Below are 21,498 nucleotides of genomic sequence, written 5' to 3' on the forward strand. Positions count from 1 at the left end.
ATTTCTGAATCGGTTGACGATATGTTGGAGATTTATTGGGCGCAAAGGTATCCGGCCCGCTTGCGGGCCGGATTTGCTTGCCAGACGTTATTCCGCAGCCTGAACGGCCATCGGATTGTTCGGATGAGTCGTCCAGTTGGCATAGTTCGGATCAACGGGCCGGCCGGTGCGCTGGTCGAGGGCGCCGGTCGGCAGTTCGACCATGGTGATGCAGTTCTCGACGGGACAGACGTTGACGCAAAGATTGCAGCCGACGCATTCGTCTTCCATCACCTCGAAATGCCTGACGCCATCGACCATGCTGGTGATCGCCTGGTGCGAGGTATCCTCGCAGGCGATGTGGCAGCGGCCGCATTTGATGCAGGCGTCCTGGTCGATATGGGCCTTGGCGATGTAGTTGAGGTTCAGATACTGCCAGTCGGTAACGTTCGGCACTGCGCGGCCGCAGATGTCGTCGAGGCTGGCATGGCCCTTGGCATCCATCCAGTCGTTGAGGCCGGAGATCATCTCCTGGACGATCTTGAAGCCGTAGGTCATGGCTGCGGTGCAGACCTGCACATTGCCGGCACCGAGCGCCAGGAATTCAGCCGCATCGCGCCAGGTCGTGACGCCACCGATGCCGGAGATCGGCAGGCCGTAGGTTTCCGGATCGCGGGCGATCTCGGCGACCATGTTGAGCGCGATCGGCTTTACCGCCGGGCCGCAATAGCCGCCATGGGTACCCTTGCCGCCGACGGTGGGCGAGGGGGCAAAGCTGTCGAGATCAACCGAGACGATCGAGTTGATCGTGTTGATCAGCGAGACCGCATCCGTGCCACCGGCCTTGGCCGCACGCGCGGGCTTGCGGATGTCGGCGATATTCGGCGTCAGCTTGGTGATGACGGGCATGCGGGAATACTGCTTGCACCAGCGCACGACCATTTCGATATATTCGGGCACCTGGCCGACGGCGGCGCCCATGCCGCGCTCCGACATGCCGTGCGGACAGCCGAAGTTGAGCTCGATGCCGTCTGCACCGGTTTCCTCGACGAGCGGCAGGATCGCCTTCCACTCCTCCTCGACGCACGGCACCATGATCGAGGCGACGAGCGCCCGGTCCGGCCAGTTCATCTTGACCTGCTTCATCTCCTGCAGGTTGATCTGGAGAGGACGGTCGGTGATCAGCTCGATGTTGTTCAAGCCGAGGAGGCGGCGGTCAGCGCCCCAGATCGCGCCGTAGCGCGGGCCGTTGACATTGACGACGGGCGGCCCCTCGGAGCCCAGCGTCTTCCAGACGACGCCGCCCCAGCCGGCCTTGAAGGCGCGCTCGACATTGTAGGCCTTGTCTGTCGGCGGGGCAGAGGCCAGCCAGAAGGGGTTGGGCGACTTGATGCCGACGAAGTTATTTCTGAGATCAGCCATTGTTCAAATCCTCTCTGAGCGGTGCGTCATGCGACTGCGGATGCGCCCGCCGTCATGACGGCGAGAGAGCGGTTGATGCTTTCGGCCGCGTCGCGGCCCATGGCGACGGCAGACACCGTCAGGTCCTGGCCTCCGAAGGCGCAGTCGCCGCCGGCCCAGACGCCGGGAAGCGACGTGCGACCCTCGGCGTCGATGGCGATCTTGCCACCTTCGATCTTGAGGCCGTCTAGACCCTGAGCGTCGAGCTTCTGGCCGATGGCGACCAGGATCTGGTCAGCCTTGATCTCGGTCGTGTGGCCGGTGCCTTTCATTATGCCGTTTTCGAGGTGGGTGTATTCGAAGTTGATCGCAGAACAGTGGCCACTGTGATGGGCAACTTCCTTCGGCTGCAGCCAGTGGCGGATGTTGACGCCCTTGGAGGTCGCGAGATCCTGCTCGAATTCCGAGGCGTTCATGTGTTCCTTGCCGCGGCGATAGCAGATGGTGACGTTCTCGGCGCCGAGAAGCTTCGCCTGAACGGCAGCATCGATCGCTGTCATGCCACCGCCGATGACGACGACGTCGCGGCCGACCGGCACGTCGGCCTTGTCATCCGCCTGGCGCAGCCTTTCGATGAAGTCTACGGCACCCGTCACGCCATTGATCTGGGCGCCGGGGATGTTGAGGCCGTTGACGTTGCCGAGGCCGGCACCGATGAAGACGGCGTCGTGCTTGGCCTGGAGATCGGCAAGCTTGAAGTCCATGCCCATTTCCTGGCCGTCCAGCACGTCGATATTGCCGAGTGACAGGATGTAGTCGACTTCCTTCTGGGCGAAGTCGTTGGGCGTCTTGTAGGCGGCGATGCCGTATTCGTTGAGGCCGCCGGCCTTCTCGCGGGCTTCGTAGATCGTCACCTGGTGGCCGTGCATGGCCAGCCGATGGGCTGCTGCGAGGCCGGCAGGGCCTGCGCCAACGATACCGACCGTTTTGCCGCTAGAGGCTGCCGGGGAATAGAACTGGCGGCCTTCTTCGATCGCGATGTCGGTGGCGTAACGTTGCAGGCGGCCGATTTCGACCGGGCGCTCTTCGGCCGTGTTGCGCACACAGGCCTCCTCGCAGAGCGTTTCGGTCGGACAGACGCGGGCGCACATGCCGCCGAGGATGTTCTGGTCGAAGATGGTCTTGGCGGCGCCGAGCGGATTGCCAGTCGATATCTGCCGGATGAACATCGGGATATCGATGGCGGTGGGACAGGCCGTCATGCAGGGCGCGTCGTGACAGAAGTAACATCTGTCGGAGGCGACAAGGGCCTCATGGCCGCCGAGGCGGGGATGCAGGTCGGAGAAATTCTTCGCATAATCGGCAGCGTCAAGCCGCCCGGCCTTCAGGCCTGGTTCCAGTCTTCGCATCGCAGTTCCCTCTTTTATATTCGAAGCGATGCAGGGAAGCGTAACGCAGGTTCAAACTTTTATCAAACGGTAAAAAAAATGGATTCTGGGCGCCGCAAGCCTTGAGAATGCTGGATAGTTGACCTTCATCAATCCCGGGTCCTCCCGACACCCGCCTCGAAATGAACGGTGAAAAAAACATGAGTGTGAGCTTCAACTATATACTTTACTCGAATTGTCATGTTTTGTATGGCTTCAACTCAGGCGGCGTGACCATCGCGGCCTCCGATCGATTTTCTGGGAGACGGGACAGCATGGCGAAGAAGAAAAAGCAGGCGGGCAAGAAGCCGGGAGCGGAGGCCTCCTCGGTTGCAACGACGCCGAAGACGCAAGCAGAAGTGCGCAGCTTTCTCTATGTCGGCGGGCGGGATTGCCAGGTCGCGCATCTCCGGCAGATCGCCAGTAATTTTGGTGCGGAACTTATTCACCATGATGGGGGTTTACGGGAAGCGGTATCGCGAATCGACACGGTGCTACCCTCCGTCGACTGCGTCTTCTGCCCTATCGACTGTATCAGTCACGATGCGTGTTTGCGCGTGAAGAGCGGTTGTAAGAAGTTCGGTAAGACTTTCATTCCGCTGCGAAATGGCTCGAAATCCAGTCTCGAGCGCGCGCTGCAGACGCTGAATGAAAGGAATACGGACGTATGAGCAGAGACGGTTTCGAAACGGGTGGCATGAGTGCTTTTCAGGAGCTTGCACGACAGCGCGGCGAGGGGCTCCTTCCGGAGCTTGCCGAGGCAATCTTGCAACGCTCGCAGGAAAGTGAAGTGACGAATTGCGAAATCGTCACTTTGCCGGGCTTGCACGAACGCAAATCGGCTACCATGTACGCAGCTGTGAACCGGGCCCCCGCCCTTATCATCGAATTTCCCGCGCCAAGGTGGCAGCGGAACGCCAACGCCAGGTCGTAGTCGTTTCGTCAGCCATTCTCATTCGGGAAGCAGAGGAACTTTCCGCATGAACGCTCAGCAACCGGTTGCGAAGACGATCCTCAACGCCGTGCCTATCCTGCCTTCCCTCAACTTGTCAGAAACCCGCAACTTCTATGTCGAATATCTCGGCTTCGAAGAAATCGGTCTCGACTGCCTCGACTATCTGGTCGTTCGGCGTGGCGGGATGGAGCTGCATTTCTGGCTGAGCGACGACCCGATGCAGTGCCAGAACAGCTCGGTGTTCTTCCGGGCTGATACGCCGACCGAGATCTATCGCGATTTCTGTGACCGTGGGATCGAGGCAATCCGCCCGTCCGACGCCCAGGGTGAAGACATCCGCTTCCACGTGCGTGACCCGCACGGCAATCTGCTGATGTTCTCGGGCATGGGCTCCGCCGCCCTCGCTCACTGAGTCTTTTCGCTGAGTTAGCGAGGCCCGCTGGACTTCCAGTGGAGCCTCAGCTTCGCGGCGGCAAGAGAGCGCCGATGGCAAGCACAAGCCATGATGCGATGAGCGTCATGCCACCTGTCGGGGCTGCCATCGGAAACAGGCCGGTGCCGAGGAAATGCCGGGCGACGAGATCGCCGGCAAACAGCAAAGTTCCAACCGACATTCCCAACGCAACGAGACCCGCGAGCCGGATCCTGTCGCCCGCAAGCGCCAATGCTACCAGAGCCGGCGCATGGGCGAGGCATATGGTCGAGGCCGGGCGCAGCAAGGCCTCGCCGCCGGCATGACTTGCTGCGGCCGCAAGGCCGACGCCTGCTGCTCCGATCAGTCCAGATGCTACGGCTGCCCATCTGGTGTCGCGCATGATGGCCATCCGGCTCACTCCTTGTTCTGCATATGGTAGGCGAGCTTCTCGATCGGCGGCCAGATGATCTCCCGAAGTTTGGGATGCTCGACGGTCTCGTCCAGCGCACGGCGGAAGCAGAGCAACCATTCGTCCCGCTCGACCGGACCGATCTCGGCGACGAAATGGCGACGCCTGAGCATCGGATGGCCGCGCTTCTGCATGTAGATCGGTGGGCCACCCAGATAGCCCGTCAGGTAGTCGTAGAACTTCTCTTCGCTGCCGGTGAGATCCGGTGGATGGACAGCACGGCAATGTGCCGCCTCGGGCAGCGTGTCCATCAGTTCGTAGAAGCGGCGCGTCAGCGCCTTCACGGTCGCATCGCCACCGATCGCTTCATAAAGGGTAATCGTCTCATCGCTCATGCTGTCGTCCTCGAGTGAGGTCTTTTCGCGCTTTCGACGGCGTGTTGCAACGGGGTAGGGACTTCCGTGGCAATCCGGCGCAGTCGCGGTGCCGCCTTGCAACAAAAGCAGGGGACATGTGGCCCTGACCATGCCATAAGGGCGCCGATTTCCAGCAGGCGCCCTCATCCATGATCCGCATCGAAAACATCTCCAAGCAGCTCAGCCACCGCATCCTTTTCATCGAGGCGTCGGCAGCCCTCAATCGTGGTGAGAAGATCGGCCTTGTCGGGCCGAATGGTGCTGGCAAGACCTCGCTCTTCCGCATGATCATCGGCCACGAGCTGCCGGATGAGGGCCAGGTCTCCGTCGATAAGGGCGTGTCGATCGGCTATTTCAGCCAGGATATCGGCGAGATGTCCGGCCGCTCGGCCGTGGCCGAAGTGATGGACGGGGCAGGGCCGGTGAGCGAGGTCGCCGCCGAACTGCGCGAACTCGAGGCGGCCATGGTCGATCCTGATCGTATGGACGAGATGGACGCGATCATCGAGCGCTACGGCGAGGTGCAGGCGCGCTATGAGGAGCTCGACGGCTATGCCTTGGATGGCCGGGCCCGCGAAGTGCTGGCCGGTCTCTCCTTCTCGGAAAGCATGATGGACGGCGATGTCGGCGCGCTCTCGGGCGGCTGGAAGATGCGTGTGGCGCTCGCCCGCATCCTCTTAATGCGCCCCGACGTGATGTTGCTCGACGAACCGTCGAACCATCTCGATCTCGAAAGCCTGATCTGGCTCGAGCAGTTCCTCAAAGGCTACGAAGGGGCATTGCTGATGACCTCGCATGACCGCGAGTTCATGAACCGCATCGTCAACAAGATCATTGAGATCGATGCCGGCCAGCTCAACAGCTATTCCGGCGACTATGTCTTCTATGAGGGGCAGCGTGCCTTGAACGAGAAGCATCAGCAGTCGCAGTTCGAGCGCCAGCAGGCGATGCTTGCCAAGGAAATCAAGTTCATCGAGCGCTTCAAGGCGCGCGCTTCCCATGCTTCCCAGGTGCAGAGCCGGGTGAAGAAGCTGGAAAAGATCGACCGGGTCGAGCCGCCGAAGCGTCGCCAGGTCGTCGCCTTCGAATTTCAGCCGGCGCCGCGTTCGGGTGAAGATGTCGTCAGCGTCAAGAACATCTCCAAGCGCTACGGCGACAAGGTCATCTATGACGGCTTCGACTTCATGGTCCGCCGCCGCGAGCGCTGGTGCATCATGGGCATCAACGGGGCCGGCAAGTCGACGCTTCTGAAGCTGGTGGCCGGCGATTCGAAGCCGGACGAGGGCACGGTGTCGATCGGCGCCAGCGTCAAGATGGGCTATTTCGCCCAGCATGCGATGGACGTGCTCGATGGCGAGATGACCATCTTCGAAATGCTGGAGACGACCTTCCCGCGGGCAGGCCAGGCGCCGCTTCGCGCGCTGGCAGGCTGCTTCGGCTTCTCGGGTGACGATATCGACAAGCGGGTGCGGGTCCTCTCCGGTGGCGAGAAGGCACGTCTGGTCATGGCGATCATGCTGTTCGATCCGCCGAACCTGCTTGTGCTCGACGAGCCGACCAACCACCTCGACCTCGATACCAAGGAAATGCTGATCAAGGCGCTGTCGCAATACGAAGGCACCATGCTCTTCGTCAGCCACGACCGCCATTTCCTCGCAGCCCTGTCGAACCGTGTTCTCGAGATCACGCCTGAAGGCGTCTTCCAGTATGGCGGCGGCTATACGGAATATGTGGAGCGCACCGGCCACGAGGCGCCAGGCCTCAGGAGCTGAGGTTGAACAGCTATGAAGACGTAAAAAAGCCCGAGGTTCGATTGCGATCCTCGGGCTTTTTGATGTTTGGAAACGGGGTTTGCTCAGGTCGAGTGGCCGTTGAAGGTCGAGTGCCACTTCCAGGCGGAGCGGATGATGTCGTCGATGCCGTGCTTGGGATCCCAGCCGAGGACTTCGCGGGCGAGCGTATTGCTCGCGACAAGGCCCGGTGGGTCTCCGGGGCGGCGCTCGGTGCGCTTGATCGGCATGGCGCGGCCCGACACGGTCTCTATGGCCGTGATCAGTTCCTTGACGGTCGTACCGTTGCCTGTGCCGAGATTGATGGCGATGGTCTCGCCGCCTTTCAGCAGATAGTCGACGGCGCGGACATGGGCGTCGGCGAGATCGTTGACGTGGATGTAGTCGCGGATGCAGGTGCCGTCGCGCGTGTCGTAGTCCTCGCCGAAGATCGAGAAGAATTCGCGGCGTCCAAGGGCCGTTTCGATCGCAAGCGGGATGGCATGGGTCTCAGGCGAATGCCACTCGCCGATGCGGCCTTCGAAGTCGGCGCCGGCGGCGTTGAAGTACCGCAGCATGACGGAACGCATGCGGCCACAGAGGTTGAGGTCACCCAGCGCCTGCTCGACGATGTGCTTGGTGCGGCCGTAAGGATTGATGGGCTTCTGGCCGTGCTTCTCGTCGAGCGGCAGGTATTCCGGCGCACCATAGGTGGCGCAGGTCGAGGAGAAGACGAAGTTGCGGATATCGGCCTCGCTGAGGGCTTGCAGCAGGCTGAGCGTACCGGATACGTTGACGTCGTAGAAGTGCTCCGGCTCCTTGAAGGACTGACCAACCTCGATCAGGCCGGCGAAATGCATCGCTGCCTTTGGCTGGTATTTGGCGAGCACTTCCCTAAGGCGCGTCTTGTCCCGGATGTCCCCCTGTTCTGCGGGACCCCATTTGACGAATTCCGGATGACCCGAGGTGAAGTTGTCGTAGACGACCGGTAGATAGCCGCGCTCGGAGAGGGCGAGGCAGGTGTGGGAGCCGATATAGCCGGCGCCGCCGACAACGAGGATTGGGGTCGCAGTCATGGCTGTTTCTCGATCAGAGCGGCGCGTGTACGAAAGCCGGCATCGCTGCCTGCTCTTTCGACTTCGAAAGAAATAGGCGGGCGGTGTCGAGCGCTTCGCGGATCGTTACGTCCATGTCGAGGTAGCGGTAGGTCGCAAGGCGACCGACAAAGGTGACGGCCTTCTCCTCATTGGCCCGGGCGACGTAGTCGGCGAGCTGTGCCTTCTCTTCGACGAGACGGATCGGATAATAGGGGATGTCGTCCTCGCCGCAGGCGCGGGAGAATTCGCGGTAGCAGACCGAGCCCTCGTGGCTTTCCCAGGGCGAGAAATGCTTGTGCTCGGTGATGCGGGTGTAAGGCACCGAGGCATCGCCGTAGTTCATGACGGCGCAACCCTGGTAGTCGCCCTGATAGGTGAAGCGCTCGAAATCAAGCGTGCGATAGCCGAGCCGGCCGAATTCATAGCCGAAATAGCCGTCGAGCGGGCCGGAATAGAAGAGGTGCGCATAGTCATGGGGTGCGCGCGGATCCACGTGCTGGCCGAGCGTCACCTTGATCTTCGGATGGTCGAAGATCTTTTCGATCATGTCGGTATAGCCGTTTTCCGGCATGCCTTGGAATTTGTGGAAGAAGTAGTTGTCGTCGTAATTGAAGCGCACGGGCAGGCGCTTCAGGATCGAGGCCGGCAGGGCGGTGGGCGAGCAGCCCCACTGCTTTTCGGTATAGCCCTTGAAGAAGGCCTCATAGAGATCGCGACCGACGAAGCGCAGCGCCTGCTCCTCGAAGGTCTGCGGGTCGGTGATCGTCTTGTCGGCCTGTTCCTCGATGAAGGCGCGTGCCTCTTCCGGGCGGAAGGTCTTGCCGAAGAACTGGTTGATCGTGTGCAGGTTGACCGGCAGGGAATAGACCTGGCCCTGGCTCGTGGTCTTCACGCGGTTCTTGTAGGGCAGGAATGTCTGGTAGCTGTTGACGTAGTCCCAGACTTCCGCGTCGTCCGTGTGGAAGATGTGGGGCCCATAGATGTGGACCATGACGCCGGTGTCGGCATCGCGCTCGGTGTGGCAGTTGCCGCCGATATGCGGGCGCGTGTCGAAGACATCGACCTCGAAGCCGGCTTCCGCCAGTTCGCGTGCGATGACGGCGCCGGACAGACCTGCGCCGACAATTCCGATTTTCTGACCCTGTGCCATGCGCTGGGTGTTCCTCGATTTTCAGGGGCGGTGCGGTTCCAGCTTTCAAGCCTGCCGCGTCTCGCCCTGTTGTTGAAGACCGGCGGTCACCCGCCGGTCGATTCATGGTGACACTAGGCCGCCCGTTTCGGCGGCCCCGTATTCACCAGGTCAGGCGGGCTTTGCAGGCCACAGACGCGTGTCGTGCGGGACCGGATGGAAGGCATGCCAATCGGCAATCCGGTCCTGGTAGCGCTTGCGATAGGCGGCCTCGTCTTCGAACTCGACTTCTGCTAGCACGACATCAGTGCCGATCTCGTAATACATCTCCATGTTGGAGAGGTCCGGAACCGGGGTCTCGCCGCGTTCGCGCTCACCCTGCATCTGCCAGTAAAGCTCTTCCAGACGACGCACGAGGCGCGGAATGTCACGCAGGGCGCAGGTGTCGCGCTGGGCCTGGATGGAATTGCGGATCTGCGCGAGAGCTGCCGGATCTCTGGCCAGAGCCACGGCCTTGCGGACATATTCGTCCGGGGTGGCGCAGATGAGTTCCGGAACGCCGGCCGACTTCACGATGCTGCTGCAGAAACGCGATGCAAAGCTCTTGCCCGGAACGGTGAGGACGGGGAGACCCATGGTCAAGGCATCCGATGCCGTCGAATGGGCGCCATAGGGGAAGGTGTCGAGGAACAGGTCCGCGATCGCAATCCGCGCCAGATGGTTCGGGTTTGCCGCCTTCGGTGCGAAATAGATGCGGGCAGGATCGACGCCGGCGGAGGTCGCCAGTTCGCGCAGGCGCTGATTCACCACATCCGATCCCCCAAGCAGCCAAAGCACGCTGCCGGGCGTCGCCGTCAGGATGGCCATCCAGCGGGTAAACACGCCGGCGGTGATTTTCTGCATGCCGTTGAAGCAGGCGAAGACGAAGGCGTCCTCGGGCAGGCCGGCTTCCGTGCGCGTCGGGCGGGGGCCGATCAGACGCTTCCGGTCGACCGGCTGGTTGCAGGGAATGTGGAGGACCTTTTCGGTGTAGTAGAGCTCGTTGCCCGGCGGAATGATCTGCTCGTCGGCGATGATGTACTGGTGCACCGGGCTCGCCATGGTGCCGGGATAGCCGCAGAAATTCACGATCACAGGGGCCGGGCGGTAGGAGAAGATCTTCGTGCGGGCAAGCTTGGTATAGCCGTTGACGTCGATCAGGACATCGATCTCATCAGCCATGATCAGCTTTGCGGCCTCAAGGTCCGACATCGCAGTAACATCACGCCAGACGTCTATCACGGCCTTCATCCGGTTCTGCGTCGCGTCATTGGTGCGGGCATCGCCGATGTAATAGGCGTAGACTTCGACCGACGACTTGTCGTGCAGTTCCAGAACTTCGCTCAATGCGAAGCCGACGGCGTGATCGCGCAGGTCGGACGAAACGTAACCGATGCGCAGCCGCTGACCAGTGCCGACCTTCTTGCGGGGTTCCGGCCTGTTAAGGTGAGCAGGATCCGGGCGTCCCGCCAACATTTTGAAGTAACGAGCGGCCTTGGCCATCTGGTAGAGCGGATCGTCGGAATAGCAGGCGAGGGGAAGCGGCGAGATCGAGTCCAGCATCTGCTTCTTGGTCACGTATTCCGATGCCTGGACGACCGGCCACTTGCACTGATGCTGGCGGACCGAAATCCAGTGCTGGCCGGCTTCCGGCTTGTCGGGGCGCAGCTCGATCGCCTGCCATAGAGCCGTTTCCGCATCCGCGTAGAGGCTGGCGCCTTCCATCACGCGGCCGATGTGCTGCAGGGCCATCAGGCGATGCACTGACTTGTCCGGGGTGATTTCCGATGTCTGCTCGACATAGCTGCGCCACTGCTGGATCGCCAATGCGCCGAGGCCGCAATCCTCGTAGGTACGGCCGAGGTTGATGTGGGCCTGCCCCATCATCGGGGCCGCCCTCAAGGCGGCCTTCAAAGCATTGATGGCACCGGCGGTGTCGCCGAGCGCCTTCAGGACGACGGAATAGTTAAAGAAGGCAAGATGAAGCAGCGGGCTCTGGTCGTTGAACGCGGTCCAGGTCTTGTAGAGTTCTGCTGCCAGAGCCGACTGTCCCGAGGCGCCCCAGTGTTCTGCGAGCTGCAGCAACTCAATCAGCGAGAGCTTCTGGTTTCTGGCCTTGTCCATTGCGGCAGCGAGCTGGGCGTTCTGCTCCGGGGCGAATGCTGTATGTATCACCATCGACATCACATCTGTTGTCGGCCATGGGACTGGCCAGGTTACGTTCCTGCGCGGAGGCGTCTAGGGAACACCTATTCGGCCTAGCTTGCTTTGGGCTTGCGTTCTCGGCTCCGCTCACATCTTGCAGCTTGCCAAATCACTTCGTCTTGGTGATAGCATCCAAGGAAAGTTGCATGTACGTAACTGACCACTAAGAATAGACGGGTGACTTCCCGCATAGGCTGTTAATAGAAAATTAGAGTGTGCGGCCTAATCATTTGGGCAAGACTCGTCTCACCACATTCGTTTGTACACGAATCGGTGAGGCAAGGTGCGTGTCCGGATCGGGATGCGGACCTAGGTGGTGTGGGAAGCAGAGATCAGCTCTGCTGCATGATGCCCTCTCCAACGCCAGGCTCGGTCGAGCCATGTTTTCCAAAGACTTTCGTCCGTGAGGACACCGTTGTAGGGCGTCAACAGACAAACGCTTGAAGACGGATATCAGCCACTTAGGGCGCATTATGCTCCCGGGGTCGAGACGGTGATGCACAGGCTGTGCTCCCCCGATCGGTGGCAAGGAATGCAACGGCCAACCGCAAACGTTGAAGGCGCGCGTCACATGACTTCGATTATCTCTTCTTTGAGCATCAACCAGATCAAAACGCTGTCTACCGCGACGATCGCCAACTTCACGAGCTCCGACATTGCCGCACTGAGCACAGCTCAGGTTGCGGCTCTTTCTTCGACTCAGATCGGCGCGTTGCAGACCGACGACTTCGACGGCCTCAGCTCCAGCCAGCTCGGTGCGATCTCGAGCGTCGCCGCTCGTGGACTCACAGTTGACCAGCTCGCCGTCATCGATAGCGCCAAGATGTCCGGCCTCAACAGCCGCCAGCTCGGAGCACTGACGTCCACGCAGGTCGCTGCACTGACCTCTGACCAGTTCGAAGCGCTCTCCACCTCGCAGCTCAACGCCATCAGCAGCCTCGGTCTGGCCGGCCTCCAGACCGATGACATCGCGACGCTGACCTCCGCCGAACTCTCGGTCCTCAGCACGCGCGCACTGGCTGGCCTCTCGACCGGCAGCTTCGCAGCCCTCAACAGCAGCCAGATCTCCGGCCTGACCAGCGGTCAGATCGCCTCGCTCTCGACAGCCGTCATCGCCAATCTGACCTCCACGCAGATCGACGGCCTGACCTCGACCCAGATCTCGGCGCTCACCTCGCGCCAGATTTCGGCTCTGTCGTCTGACAATCTCGCGACCTTCTCCACGGAACAGGTCGTTGCGCTGAACAGCCGCGCTGTTGCAGCCCTCTCCTCTGCGCAGGTTTCCGCTCTCTCGAGCACCCAGGTTGGTGTTCTGACCACGAGCCAGCTTGCAGTCCTCACCTCTTCGGCCGTTCGCGGCCTCGGCGCCGACGATATCGACAGCCTGTCCTCCGACAAGGTTGCCGCTCTCGCATCGAAGAGCCTTGCTGCTCTTTCGACCGACGCATTCGCTTCTCTCGACTCGACCCAGCTGGCTGCATTGACCTCTGCGAAGGTCGGCACTCTGACCACCACGCAGATCGCTTTGCTGACCTCCGCGCAGGCTGATGGCCTGACGTCGACCCAGTTGGCCGGCCTCACCAGCGCGCAGATGAGCGCAATGTCTTCTGATACGCTGGCGTCGCTGACGACTGATCAGATCGCAGGTCTCAGCAGCCGCGTTATCGGTTCGCTGACCTCTGCCAAGGTCGCCGCACTCAGCAGCGCTCAGATTGAAGGTCTTTCGACCTTGCAGCTTGCTGCTCTCAGCTCCACCGCGATCCGCGGTCTGGAAACCGCTGACGTCGCGACCTTCACGTCGACCGAACTTGCAGCCCTCAACTCTCGCGCTCTTGCTGCGCTCTCGACTGATAACATTGCAGTCCTCACCTCGGGCCAGCTGACTGCCCTGTCCAGCGGTCAGGTTGCTTCGCTGACCACGCAGCAGGTTGCCGCTCTCGGCAGCGCGCAGCTGACTGGCCTTAGCACAAACCAGGTGGCTGCCCTGAGCTCTGCACAGGTCGTAGCACTTGGAAGCGCCAATGTGGCCTCCCTGTCGACCGGGCAGGTGGCAGCCCTTAGCAGCCGCGCTGTCGGCGCGCTGACGACGTCTCAGCTCGAGGCCATGACAACAGGCCAGATCGAGGCTCTCAGCTCTGCCCAGATCGCTGCTCTGTCCTCCAGCGACCTCGCTGCTCTTTCGTCCGAAGATCTGAACACCTTCACGACTGCCGAGTTTGCAAGCCTGAGCTCCGCTGCCATCCGCGGCATCACCTCCGCAGTCATCGGCAGCCTTACGACCGACCGTATCGCTGCCCTCAACTCCAAGGCTGTGGCCGCTCTGGAGAGCAGCCAGGTTGTTGCCCTGACGTCCGCTCAGGTCGCTGCCTTGAGCACCGGCCAGATCGGCGCCTTGAGCTCCGCTGCGGTCCGCGCGCTCGAAACCGCAGATCTTGCGACCTTCGACTCAGCCGACATCGCTGCCCTGCAGTCTCGTTCGCTCGCAGCACTCACCACCGACAAGTTTGCAACGCTGACCTCGACGCAGCTCGTCGGTCTGACCTCCGGCCAGATCGCTGCCCTGTCGACATCCATCATCGGGACGCTCGACAGCACGCAGCTCGACGGCTTCACCACCAGCCAGATTGCTTCTCTGTCCTCGGTCCAGCTCGCTGCACTGACGACCGCTGCAATCGCCTCTCTCGACACCGCTCAGCTGGCCGCAATCACCACGCGTGCCATCGGTGCGCTGAAGTCCGATCAGCTTGCTGCGCTCACTTCCGCCCAGTTCGATGCTCTTTCGACCGGACAGCTGTCACAGCTGACTTCCACGGCCATCCGCGGCCTTGACTCCTCTGCAGTCGGAACTCTTACCTCTTCCGAGATTGCAGTCCTGAGCAGCCGCGCAATTGCCGCCCTGTCGACCCAGAACGTTGCCTTGCTCGACTCGGCACAGATCTCTGGTCTCACCTCCGCACAGGTTACGGCGCTGACAACCGCGCAGGTTGGCATTCTCGAGAGCGATCAGCTGGATGGTCTTGCCAGCGGTCTCGTCGGTCTGATGTCCAGCGCTCAGGTCAGCGTCCTGACGACTGACGCAGTGGCCTCGCTCTCGACCGATCAGGTCGCTGCCATCAGCAGCCGCGCATTCGGTGCTCTCAGCTCTGCACAGATCGCAGCAATGACCACCGGCCAGATCGCCGCACTCACGACCAACCAGATCGCTGCACTCTCGAGTGCTGCAGTTGCCGGCCTCGGTACCGACGACCTCGATACCTTCGCTTCGAGCGACCTTGCTGCTCTGAACTCCAGAGCTCTTGCAGCCCTGTCGACGACGAACATCGCATCTCTCGACTCGACGCAGCTTGCAGGCCTGACCACCGGCCAGATGTCTGCAATGACCACTGCCCAGGTCGCGACCCTGGTCAGCACCCAGATCGACGGATTGACGACGGCCATCGTGGCCATGCTGTCGAGCTCGCAGATCCGGGCACTGACGACCGATGCCCTGGCCTCGCTGTCCACCGAACAGATCGCTGCGGTGAACACCCGCGCAATCGCTGCCCTCGGCTCTGATGCAGTGGCTGCCCTCAGCTCTACCCAGATCGGTGTCCTCACCACTGGGCAGCTGGCATCGCTGACCAGCGCTGCGGTCGCCGGTTTGACGAGCGAAGACCTCGACGGTCTGGACTCGGCGGATCTCGCAGTCATGAACTCGCGAGCCATCGCTGCCCTCTCGACGCAGAACATCGCTTCGCTGGACAGCACGCAGCTCAGCGGTCTGACGACGGCACAGGTTGCTTCTCTGACCACGGCTCAGCTCGCGGCCCTCGGCTCCGCCCAGATCGACGGACTGACATCGACCCAGGTCGCAGTCCTCAGCTCTGTACAGATCCAGGCCCTGTCCACCGACAACATCGCCTCGCTCTCCACAGAGCAGGTTGCGGCCCTGAATTCCCGGGCGGTTGGCGCACTCTCCTCTGGCCAGCTCGATGCTCTGAGCACGGCCCAGGTGGCGGCGCTGGTATCGGGTCAGATTGCAGCCCTGAGCTCTGCCGATCTGGCGGCCCTCTCGTCCGCTGACATCGCGACCTTCACCACCGACGAAATCGCAGTGATCTCCTCTGCGGCGATCAGCGGCTTGTCGACGGATGCCATTGCCGGACTGGGTACCGGTCAGGTCGCTGCCATCTCGAGCCGCGCTCTTGGCTCACTGACCTCGGCGCAGGTCGGTGCCCTCACGTCGGCCCAGTTTGCCGCCCTCTCTACCGCCCAGCTTTCGCAGCTGAGCTCGGCAGCAGTGGCCGGCATCGAGACCGGAGACCTTGCAACGCTCGACTCCGCTGAACTTGCAGTGCTCCAGACCCGCACGATTGCGGCTCTCAGCTCCGACAAGTTCGCAACTCTGGGCTCTGCACAGCTGAGTGGCCTGACGACCGGCCAGGTGGCCGCGCTGACGACTGCCCAGCTTGCAACGCTCAACAGCGGAACGATCGCAGGTCTCAACTCGACCCAGATCGCGGCCCTAAAGTCCAACCAGATCGCGGCCCTGTCGACCGACAGCCTCGCGGCTCTGACGTCGGCTCAGCTGCCTGGATTGGCAACGAGCGGTATCGCAAGCCTGTCTTCGGACAAGATCGCGGCACTGACATCCGCCCAGTTCGACTATCTCTCGACGGCTCAGCTCGGAGCGATCAGCTCCACCGGTATCGCCGGTCTGACGACTGAGGACATTGCGACCTTCGCTCCGACGGATCTCGCAGCCCTCAGCCCGAAGGCACTGGCCGCCATGTCGACCACGAACTTTGCGGCCCTCGGGTCTGCACAGCTCGCCGGCATGACCAGCAGCCAGATGGCCGCACTGACAACGGCGCAAATCGCGGTCCTGTCCACCGATGATATCGGCGGCCTCACCACGGGACAGATTGGCGCCATGACCAGCGCACAGCTCGGGGCACTGTCGACACAGAACCTGGCAACCTTCACGACCAGCCAGATTGGGGCGATCGGTACACGGGTCCTGTCCAGCCTGAACTCCGGTCAGGTGACGGCACTGACGTCGGCGCAGGTCGAGGCTCTCTCGAGCGGCCAGCTGACAGCCTTGAGCTCGGCAGCGATTGCCGGTCTTGAGACCGAGGACATGGCGACCTTCACGTCGACCGAACTCGCCATGCTGAACACGAAGACGATTGCCGCCCTTTCGACAGGCAACTTCGCTCAGCTCACCTCGACGCAGCTTGCAGGCTTGACCCCGGGCCAGGTCGCAGGTCTCACATCGAGCCAGATCGGCGGTCTGACTTCGACCCAGATCGACGGTCTCTCGACGACCCAGATCGCGGCCCTGACGACTGCCCAGGCGGCGAGCCTCTCGACTGCCGGCCTGGTGTCCTTCTCGACCGATCAGGTTGCGGCACTGAGCTCTAAGGTTGTCGGCTCGCTGTCGACCGATCAGCTGGTGGCCATGACCACGGGTCAGATCGAGGCTCTCACCTCGACGCAGGTCGCAGCCCTGAGCTCGGCAGCGATCAGCGCCCTGGAAAGCGCGGATCTGGCTCTGTTCTCGACGGACGACATCGCAGCGATCAAGACCTCTGCCATCGCCGGCCTCTCGACCGACGATATCAGCAACCTGACCTCTCAGCAGGCGCAGGCTGTTACCACGGCTCAGGTTCAGGCGATGAACAGCGACCAGGTCGCGGCCATCATCGCTAAGTATCAGTCGATCTAATAGGAAGGGGCGCGTCTCGCGCCCTAACCACCGACACGCTGAAGAGCCCCGCCCTTGCTGGCGGGGCTTTTCGTTTGGGCAAAGCTTGTCGCGATCAGGCGCTAGCTATGCCAGCCGCTATCCGCGAGGTGAGCTGAGGTGGGTTCTCGTAGTGCAGAGCCATGCCGCAACAGGAAAACGCCGCCCCAGATCTTGAGGCGGCGTTTTCAATTGCGTGGCTGAATGGCTGTTGAGGGCGATCCCTGGTCCTCAGACGCGAACCTTCGCCGCATCCCGTGCCAAGGCCTCTTCCGTCGCACTGCGTCGATACCAGACGGTGATGATCGAGGAGGTGATGACGATGAAGAGGCTGTAGAGGATCGGAATGAACAGCACTTCCTGCTGTTGAATGCCGGTAAAGGACAGCGTCACGATCAGCGCTGCCAGCGGGCCGTTCTGGATGCCGGTTTCGAGGCTGATGGTGCGGGCGCGGTTGCTGTCCTGGCGCAAGCCGCGGGCGAGCCAGTAGCCGAGCAGCATGCCGGTCAGGCCGATCCCGATTGCGGCGATATAGACGGGGAAGGGGGTGTCGAGCAGCATTTGATAGTTGCGCGGGACCCAGGAGCCGATCAGGAACAGGATTACGACAACGCCGAGCATTGAGCCGATCATCTCGATCGTGGCGCCGGCATTGGCATTCATCTTGCGCAGGAACATGCCCAGCACAGTGGGGACGAGCAGAACCACGAGGACCTGGGCGACATTGCCGGCCGGGATCACATAGTCGCCGCCAAGTCCCGCCAGTCCGCTGTAGAAGCTGAGCAGGAAGGGGACCATCACCACGGCAACAAGCGTCGAGACCGTTGTCATCATGATCGACAGTGCCAGCACGCCCTTGGAGAAGTAGGTGAAGATGTTGCTGGTCGTGCCGCCCGGCATGCATGCGATCAGGATCAGGCCGGCCGCCATTCCGGCCGGAAGCCCGAGGATCACTGCCAAGGCATAGCCGAGGAATGGCATGATCATATATTGGCTCAGAAGGCCGACCAGGATGCCCTTTGGCTTGCGGAAGGCGATGAAGAAGTCGCGCCAGGTCATCGAGGCGCCCATGCCAAGCATGATCACCATCATCATGATGCCGAGCAGGGTGGTTTCAAGTTCCGTCAACATGTGGGTTTGCCCTCGCTCACTTCTTTAATTCGACCAGCACTTCGGCCTTCAGATCCTTACGGAGGATCTTGCCGATCGGCGTCTTGGGGAGGGCGTCTCGGAAGACGATGGATTTCGGAACCTTGTAGTCGCTGAGAACAGTGCGGCAGTGGGCGCGGATCGCCTCCTCGGTCAGGTCTCCTTCGTGGTCCGGGTTCTTGACGACGTAGGCACGCACGGCCTCGCCGGTCTTAGCGTCAGGGATCGCTATGACGGCCGCTTCCAAAACCGCGTCCATCTTGGCGAGCGCGTCTTCCACCTCGTTGGGATAGACGTTGAAGCCCGAGACCAAGACGAGATCCTTCTTGCGGTCGACGATCTTCAGGAAGCCCTGATCGTCCATCACGGCGATGTCGCCTGTCGCGAACCAGCCGTTCTGCAAGGCGCTTGCGCTCTCCTCCGGGCGTTGCCAGTAGCCGAGCATGACCTGGCGTCCGCGGACCAGAAGCTCGCCCGGTTCGCCTGAGGCGACCTGCTTGCCATCGCCATCTACGAGGATGACGTCACAGCCCGGCACGGGGATGCCGATGCTGCCCGCCTTCGCACGGTCATCGAGCGGGTTGAAACTGACAAGAGGCGATGTTTCGCTGAGGCCATAGCCTTCGGCGATCGGCGTTCCCGTCATCACCCGCCAGCGGGTGGCGACCGCCTCATGCAGGGCCGTGCCGCCGGCGATCGCCGCGCGCAACTTCCTGGGCGGGTAGGCTGCAAACCATTCCTCGTTCATCAGGCCGTTGAACAGCGTGTTGACCCCGGTGATCCAGGTGATCGGATAGTTTTCGATCGCACGCTGCAGGTTTTGCACGGGGCGCGGCGAGGGGATCAGGATATTGCGCGCGCCGAGTTCGAAGAAGGTCATCAGGTTCGCGGTGAAGGCGAAGATGTGGTAGAGCGGCAGTGCCGTCAGCACCTGGTCCTCACGGGCCATGACGCCTCCGGACACGGCCCGCACCTGGTCTAGATTGGTGAGAATATTGCCATGGGTGAGCATGGCACCCTTGGCGACGCCGGTCGTTCCGCCCGTATATTGCAGCAGCGCGAGGTCATCGGGACCGGACGCTGCCCACATGGCCTTCACGTCCGCGCCGTGCATGCGGCCCTTGGCAAGGGCCTCCTTGATCCGAAGCACGGGAACGCCGAGCTGAGGGATTGGCGGCAGAACCTTGCTCCAGAGCTTCTGGACGCCCCTGATGATCACTTCCGGCAGCTTGGGGAAGAATTCAGGCACGCCTGCCATCACCACGGTCTGGATGCCGGTTTTCGGCACGACCTCGGCCAGCTTGTCGGCGAACATGTCGACGATCACGAGCGCCTTCGCGCCGGAATCGTTGAACTGGTGGATCATCTCGCTCGGGGTATAGAGCGGATTCGTATTGACCAGGATGCAGCCTGCCTTGAACACGCCGAAGGCGACAACGGGGTAGGGCAGACCGTTCGGCAGTTGCACCGCGACCCGGTCGCCGGCGCGCAGGCCGCAATCATGATGTAGGAAGGCGGCGAAGGCATCCGACATTTCGCCGACCTCGGAATAGGTCAGGCTACCGTTCATGCCGTTTGGCACGACGCAGGTGAAGGCCTTGCGCGGACCGTTTGCAGCACAGGACTGATCGACCAGATCGGCGATGCTCCTGTAGCGCAGCTCTCCCAGTTCCTGCGGAATGCTTGTGCCATAGGCCGCCAGCCACGGCCGTGGCGGCGTGAAGATGTGTTCCATGTTTCCTCCCCCAGAGCGCTCTGCGGCGCTTCATCGTTCAGGTCCCTAGGCGCATTTGCGATTCCGGGAGCCGTTGAACGAGGGAAAGGATGGAATTGTCTCTGGTCAAAGTCCAGCGATTTCGGGGGCTTGCGAGGCCTCGAAGGCGTCCGAGGTGGGGTTGCCGGGGCGAAATCCCATCACGTCCGCGTTATTGGATTGGAGGCGGTCGGAGAGCGTGTCACGACGCAGCGTGGTGCATGAGGAAGGGCAATGGGAATTTGGAAAAATGGCGCACCCGACAGGATTCGAACCTGTGACCTTTGGAATCGGAATCCAACACTCTATCCAGCTGAGCTACGGGTGCTTCCGACGGCGGGTTGACTCGCCGTTCCAGAAGCGGTCATAGCGCAGTCGCTCGCGCGCTTCAATCCGAAAAGATCGGCCGCCCCTCTGTAATTCTGCCACGCATACGGTATGCGGGCAGAATGGTGGAATGGAGATCAATTGCTCGGTATTGCTTGCGGTGAGATAAACCAATCCTGGGGGAAATGAACGGCGAGCGTTCAAAAACGTCGTTTGGTGCGGCAACGGTTGCGGTTGCGCCCTTGTGGCGTCGGTTTAAACAGATAGTATCGTTACAGGTAGGCGTTCGCGCAAGCGGGCGACCTTTTGAGGGGTCTGTATTGGCTATGGCGGGGATATGCCGGAACTTATAATGGATGAATTCGTACCCAATGCGTCGAAACTCGACTTTTCAGTCATGGACGATGCTGTGGGTTATCGTTTGAGACGGGCGCAGCTCGCCGTGTTTCAGCATTTCAATGAGGCATTTTCATCGAAGGGCCTTCGGCCGACCGATTTCGCCGTCTTGCTGCTGCTGACCTATAATCAGGGTGCCAAGCAGAGCGAGGTGGCCGAGGCGCTGGGCATCCAGCGTGCGAATTTCGTGGCCATCGTCGACGGGTTGGAAAACAAGGGCTTCATCGAGCGGCGCAAGTCGGAGACCGATCGCCGCGTCCAGTCGCTCTACATGACGCCTGCCGGCGAAGCCTATCTGGAAGAGCTGATGCCGATCTGGATCGACCACGAGAAATGGGTTCTGGATCAGCTGGGCGGTGTGGCGGAACGCGACACGGTCAACCAGTTGCTCAAGCGGCTCTACGACTGATCCTCATCGCCTAATGCCCAAATCATAGCGGCTGATCGCTTCGTCGATCAGCCCATTGGCGATTTTCATCCGGATGGTTGCAGCGTCGCGATAGTCCGCCGCGACGCGATCCGGGTGGTTTTCCCTTGCAAAGTGGCGCCGGCGCTCCTGCAGCCGATCACGATCGTCGGATGCCTCGATACCGAGGTCCTCGGCCACTTCGGCGGGGGAGAGACGCTCCAGCCAGGCCGGCGGTGGGGGCGGGGTCTCGGGCTCGGGCTCGGGCTCAGGCGGCTCGACCTCTTCAGGCATCATGAACAGGTAGGCGTCTAGGCGCTGGTCCATGGCCTCGGGCGAAGCTTCAGAAGAGAATGCGGGCGGTTCAGGGACGAAGCTTGCGGGAAGCCCGTTGATGCGGAAGGCCGGCTCTTCGGCCGGGGTCTGCTCTTCAGCCTCTTCGTTTAGCCTGTCGACGACCGACTGGAAGACGGACTTTCCAAACAGCATGCGTATACAGAC

15 protein-coding genes and 1 tRNA gene are annotated in these 21,498 nt (G+C 61.7%); 5 read left to right on the top strand and 11 right to left on the bottom strand.

Going from position 1 to position 21,498, the window contains the following annotated elements:
- Positions 1 to 87 precede the first annotated feature (87 nt).
- Positions 88 to 1,401 carry an NAD-dependent dihydropyrimidine dehydrogenase subunit PreA gene (gene preA, locus AC02Y0_RS03815; protein ID WP_476382531.1) on the bottom strand — a complete coding sequence of 438 codons (1,314 nt, stop codon included), beginning with the start codon at positions 1,399 to 1,401 and terminating at the stop codon, positions 88 to 90.
- A 26-nt stretch (positions 1,402 to 1,427) separates the two neighbouring features.
- Positions 1,428 to 2,789, bottom strand: coding sequence for an NAD(P)-dependent oxidoreductase (locus tag AC02Y0_RS03820; RefSeq protein WP_476382533.1), 1,362 nt, complete (start codon positions 2,787 to 2,789; stop codon positions 1,428 to 1,430).
- Positions 2,790 to 3,082: 293 nt separating this feature from the next.
- On the opposite strand from AC02Y0_RS03820, the gene AC02Y0_RS03825 reads away from it, so the two are divergent.
- On the top strand, positions 3,083 to 3,478 hold the full coding sequence (locus tag AC02Y0_RS03825; RefSeq protein ID WP_476382535.1) for a DUF2325 domain-containing protein: 396 nt from the start codon (positions 3,083 to 3,085) through the stop codon (positions 3,476 to 3,478).
- Positions 3,479 to 3,787: 309 nt separating this feature from the next.
- Positions 3,788 to 4,174, top strand: a complete 387-nt coding sequence (locus AC02Y0_RS03830) for a VOC family protein (protein WP_476382537.1) — start codon at positions 3,788 to 3,790, stop codon at positions 4,172 to 4,174.
- A 46-nt stretch (positions 4,175 to 4,220) separates the two neighbouring features.
- Here AC02Y0_RS03830 and AC02Y0_RS03835 read toward each other — a convergent pair whose 3' ends face one another.
- Entirely contained in the window at positions 4,221 to 4,577 is a 357-nt protein-coding gene (locus AC02Y0_RS03835; protein WP_476382539.1) for a DUF423 domain-containing protein, read from the bottom strand.
- A gap of 14 nt (positions 4,578 to 4,591) precedes the next feature.
- Positions 4,592 to 4,981: a globin domain-containing protein gene (locus tag AC02Y0_RS03840; RefSeq protein ID WP_476382541.1), complete on the bottom strand. Its 390-nt coding sequence runs from the start codon at positions 4,979 to 4,981 to the stop codon at positions 4,592 to 4,594.
- A gap of 170 nt (positions 4,982 to 5,151) precedes the next feature.
- Between AC02Y0_RS03840 and AC02Y0_RS03845 the strand changes: the two genes are divergently transcribed.
- Complete coding sequence (locus tag AC02Y0_RS03845) at positions 5,152 to 6,774, top strand: ABC-F family ATP-binding cassette domain-containing protein (protein ID WP_476382543.1); 1,623 nt, start codon at positions 5,152 to 5,154, stop codon at positions 6,772 to 6,774.
- An 83-nt stretch (positions 6,775 to 6,857) separates the two neighbouring features.
- Here AC02Y0_RS03845 and galE read toward each other — a convergent pair whose 3' ends face one another.
- The 3 genes from galE to AC02Y0_RS03860 form a co-directional block, all read right to left on the bottom strand.
- Complete coding sequence (galE, locus tag AC02Y0_RS03850) at positions 6,858 to 7,847, bottom strand: UDP-glucose 4-epimerase GalE (protein WP_476382545.1); 990 nt, start codon at positions 7,845 to 7,847, stop codon at positions 6,858 to 6,860.
- Positions 7,848 to 7,860: 13 nt separating this feature from the next.
- Positions 7,861 to 9,018, bottom strand: coding sequence for a UDP-galactopyranose mutase (glf, locus tag AC02Y0_RS03855; RefSeq protein WP_476382547.1), 1,158 nt, complete (start codon positions 9,016 to 9,018; stop codon positions 7,861 to 7,863).
- A gap of 150 nt (positions 9,019 to 9,168) precedes the next feature.
- On the bottom strand, positions 9,169 to 11,214 hold the full coding sequence (locus AC02Y0_RS03860; protein ID WP_476382549.1) for an O-linked N-acetylglucosamine transferase, SPINDLY family protein: 2,046 nt from the start codon (positions 11,212 to 11,214) through the stop codon (positions 9,169 to 9,171).
- A gap of 598 nt (positions 11,215 to 11,812) precedes the next feature.
- Between AC02Y0_RS03860 and AC02Y0_RS03865 the strand changes: the two genes are divergently transcribed.
- Positions 11,813 to 16,948, top strand: a complete 5,136-nt coding sequence (locus AC02Y0_RS03865) for a beta strand repeat-containing protein (protein ID WP_476382551.1) — start codon at positions 11,813 to 11,815, stop codon at positions 16,946 to 16,948.
- Positions 16,949 to 17,197: 249 nt separating this feature from the next.
- On the opposite strand, the gene AC02Y0_RS03870 is transcribed toward AC02Y0_RS03865, so the two are convergent.
- The 3 genes from AC02Y0_RS03870 to AC02Y0_RS03880 all read right to left on the bottom strand — a co-directional run bounded on the left by AC02Y0_RS03870 (position 17,198) and on the right by AC02Y0_RS03880 (position 20,196).
- Positions 17,198 to 18,097, bottom strand: coding sequence for a bile acid:sodium symporter (locus tag AC02Y0_RS03870; protein WP_476382552.1), 900 nt, complete (start codon positions 18,095 to 18,097; stop codon positions 17,198 to 17,200).
- A 16-nt stretch (positions 18,098 to 18,113) separates the two neighbouring features.
- Positions 18,114 to 19,850: an AMP-binding protein gene (locus AC02Y0_RS03875; RefSeq protein ID WP_476382554.1), complete on the bottom strand. Its 1,737-nt coding sequence runs from the start codon at positions 19,848 to 19,850 to the stop codon at positions 18,114 to 18,116.
- Positions 19,851 to 20,119: 269 nt separating this feature from the next.
- Positions 20,120 to 20,196 (bottom strand) — tRNA-Arg (locus AC02Y0_RS03880).
- A 351-nt stretch (positions 20,197 to 20,547) separates the two neighbouring features.
- On the opposite strand from AC02Y0_RS03880, the gene AC02Y0_RS03885 reads away from it, so the two are divergent.
- Positions 20,548 to 21,000, top strand: coding sequence for a MarR family winged helix-turn-helix transcriptional regulator (locus AC02Y0_RS03885; RefSeq protein WP_245407845.1), 453 nt, complete (start codon positions 20,548 to 20,550; stop codon positions 20,998 to 21,000).
- Positions 21,001 to 21,003: 3 nt separating this feature from the next.
- Here the strand turns inward: AC02Y0_RS03885 and AC02Y0_RS03890 are convergent, their stop codons facing one another.
- A complete protein-coding gene (locus AC02Y0_RS03890; protein WP_476382556.1) occupies positions 21,004 to 21,486 on the bottom strand; it encodes a hypothetical protein in 483 nt (160 codons plus the stop codon).
- Positions 21,487 to 21,498: the final 12 nt, after the last annotated feature.

The sequence above is a fragment of the Allorhizobium sp. nf9_anc genome, from assembly GCF_056323085.1.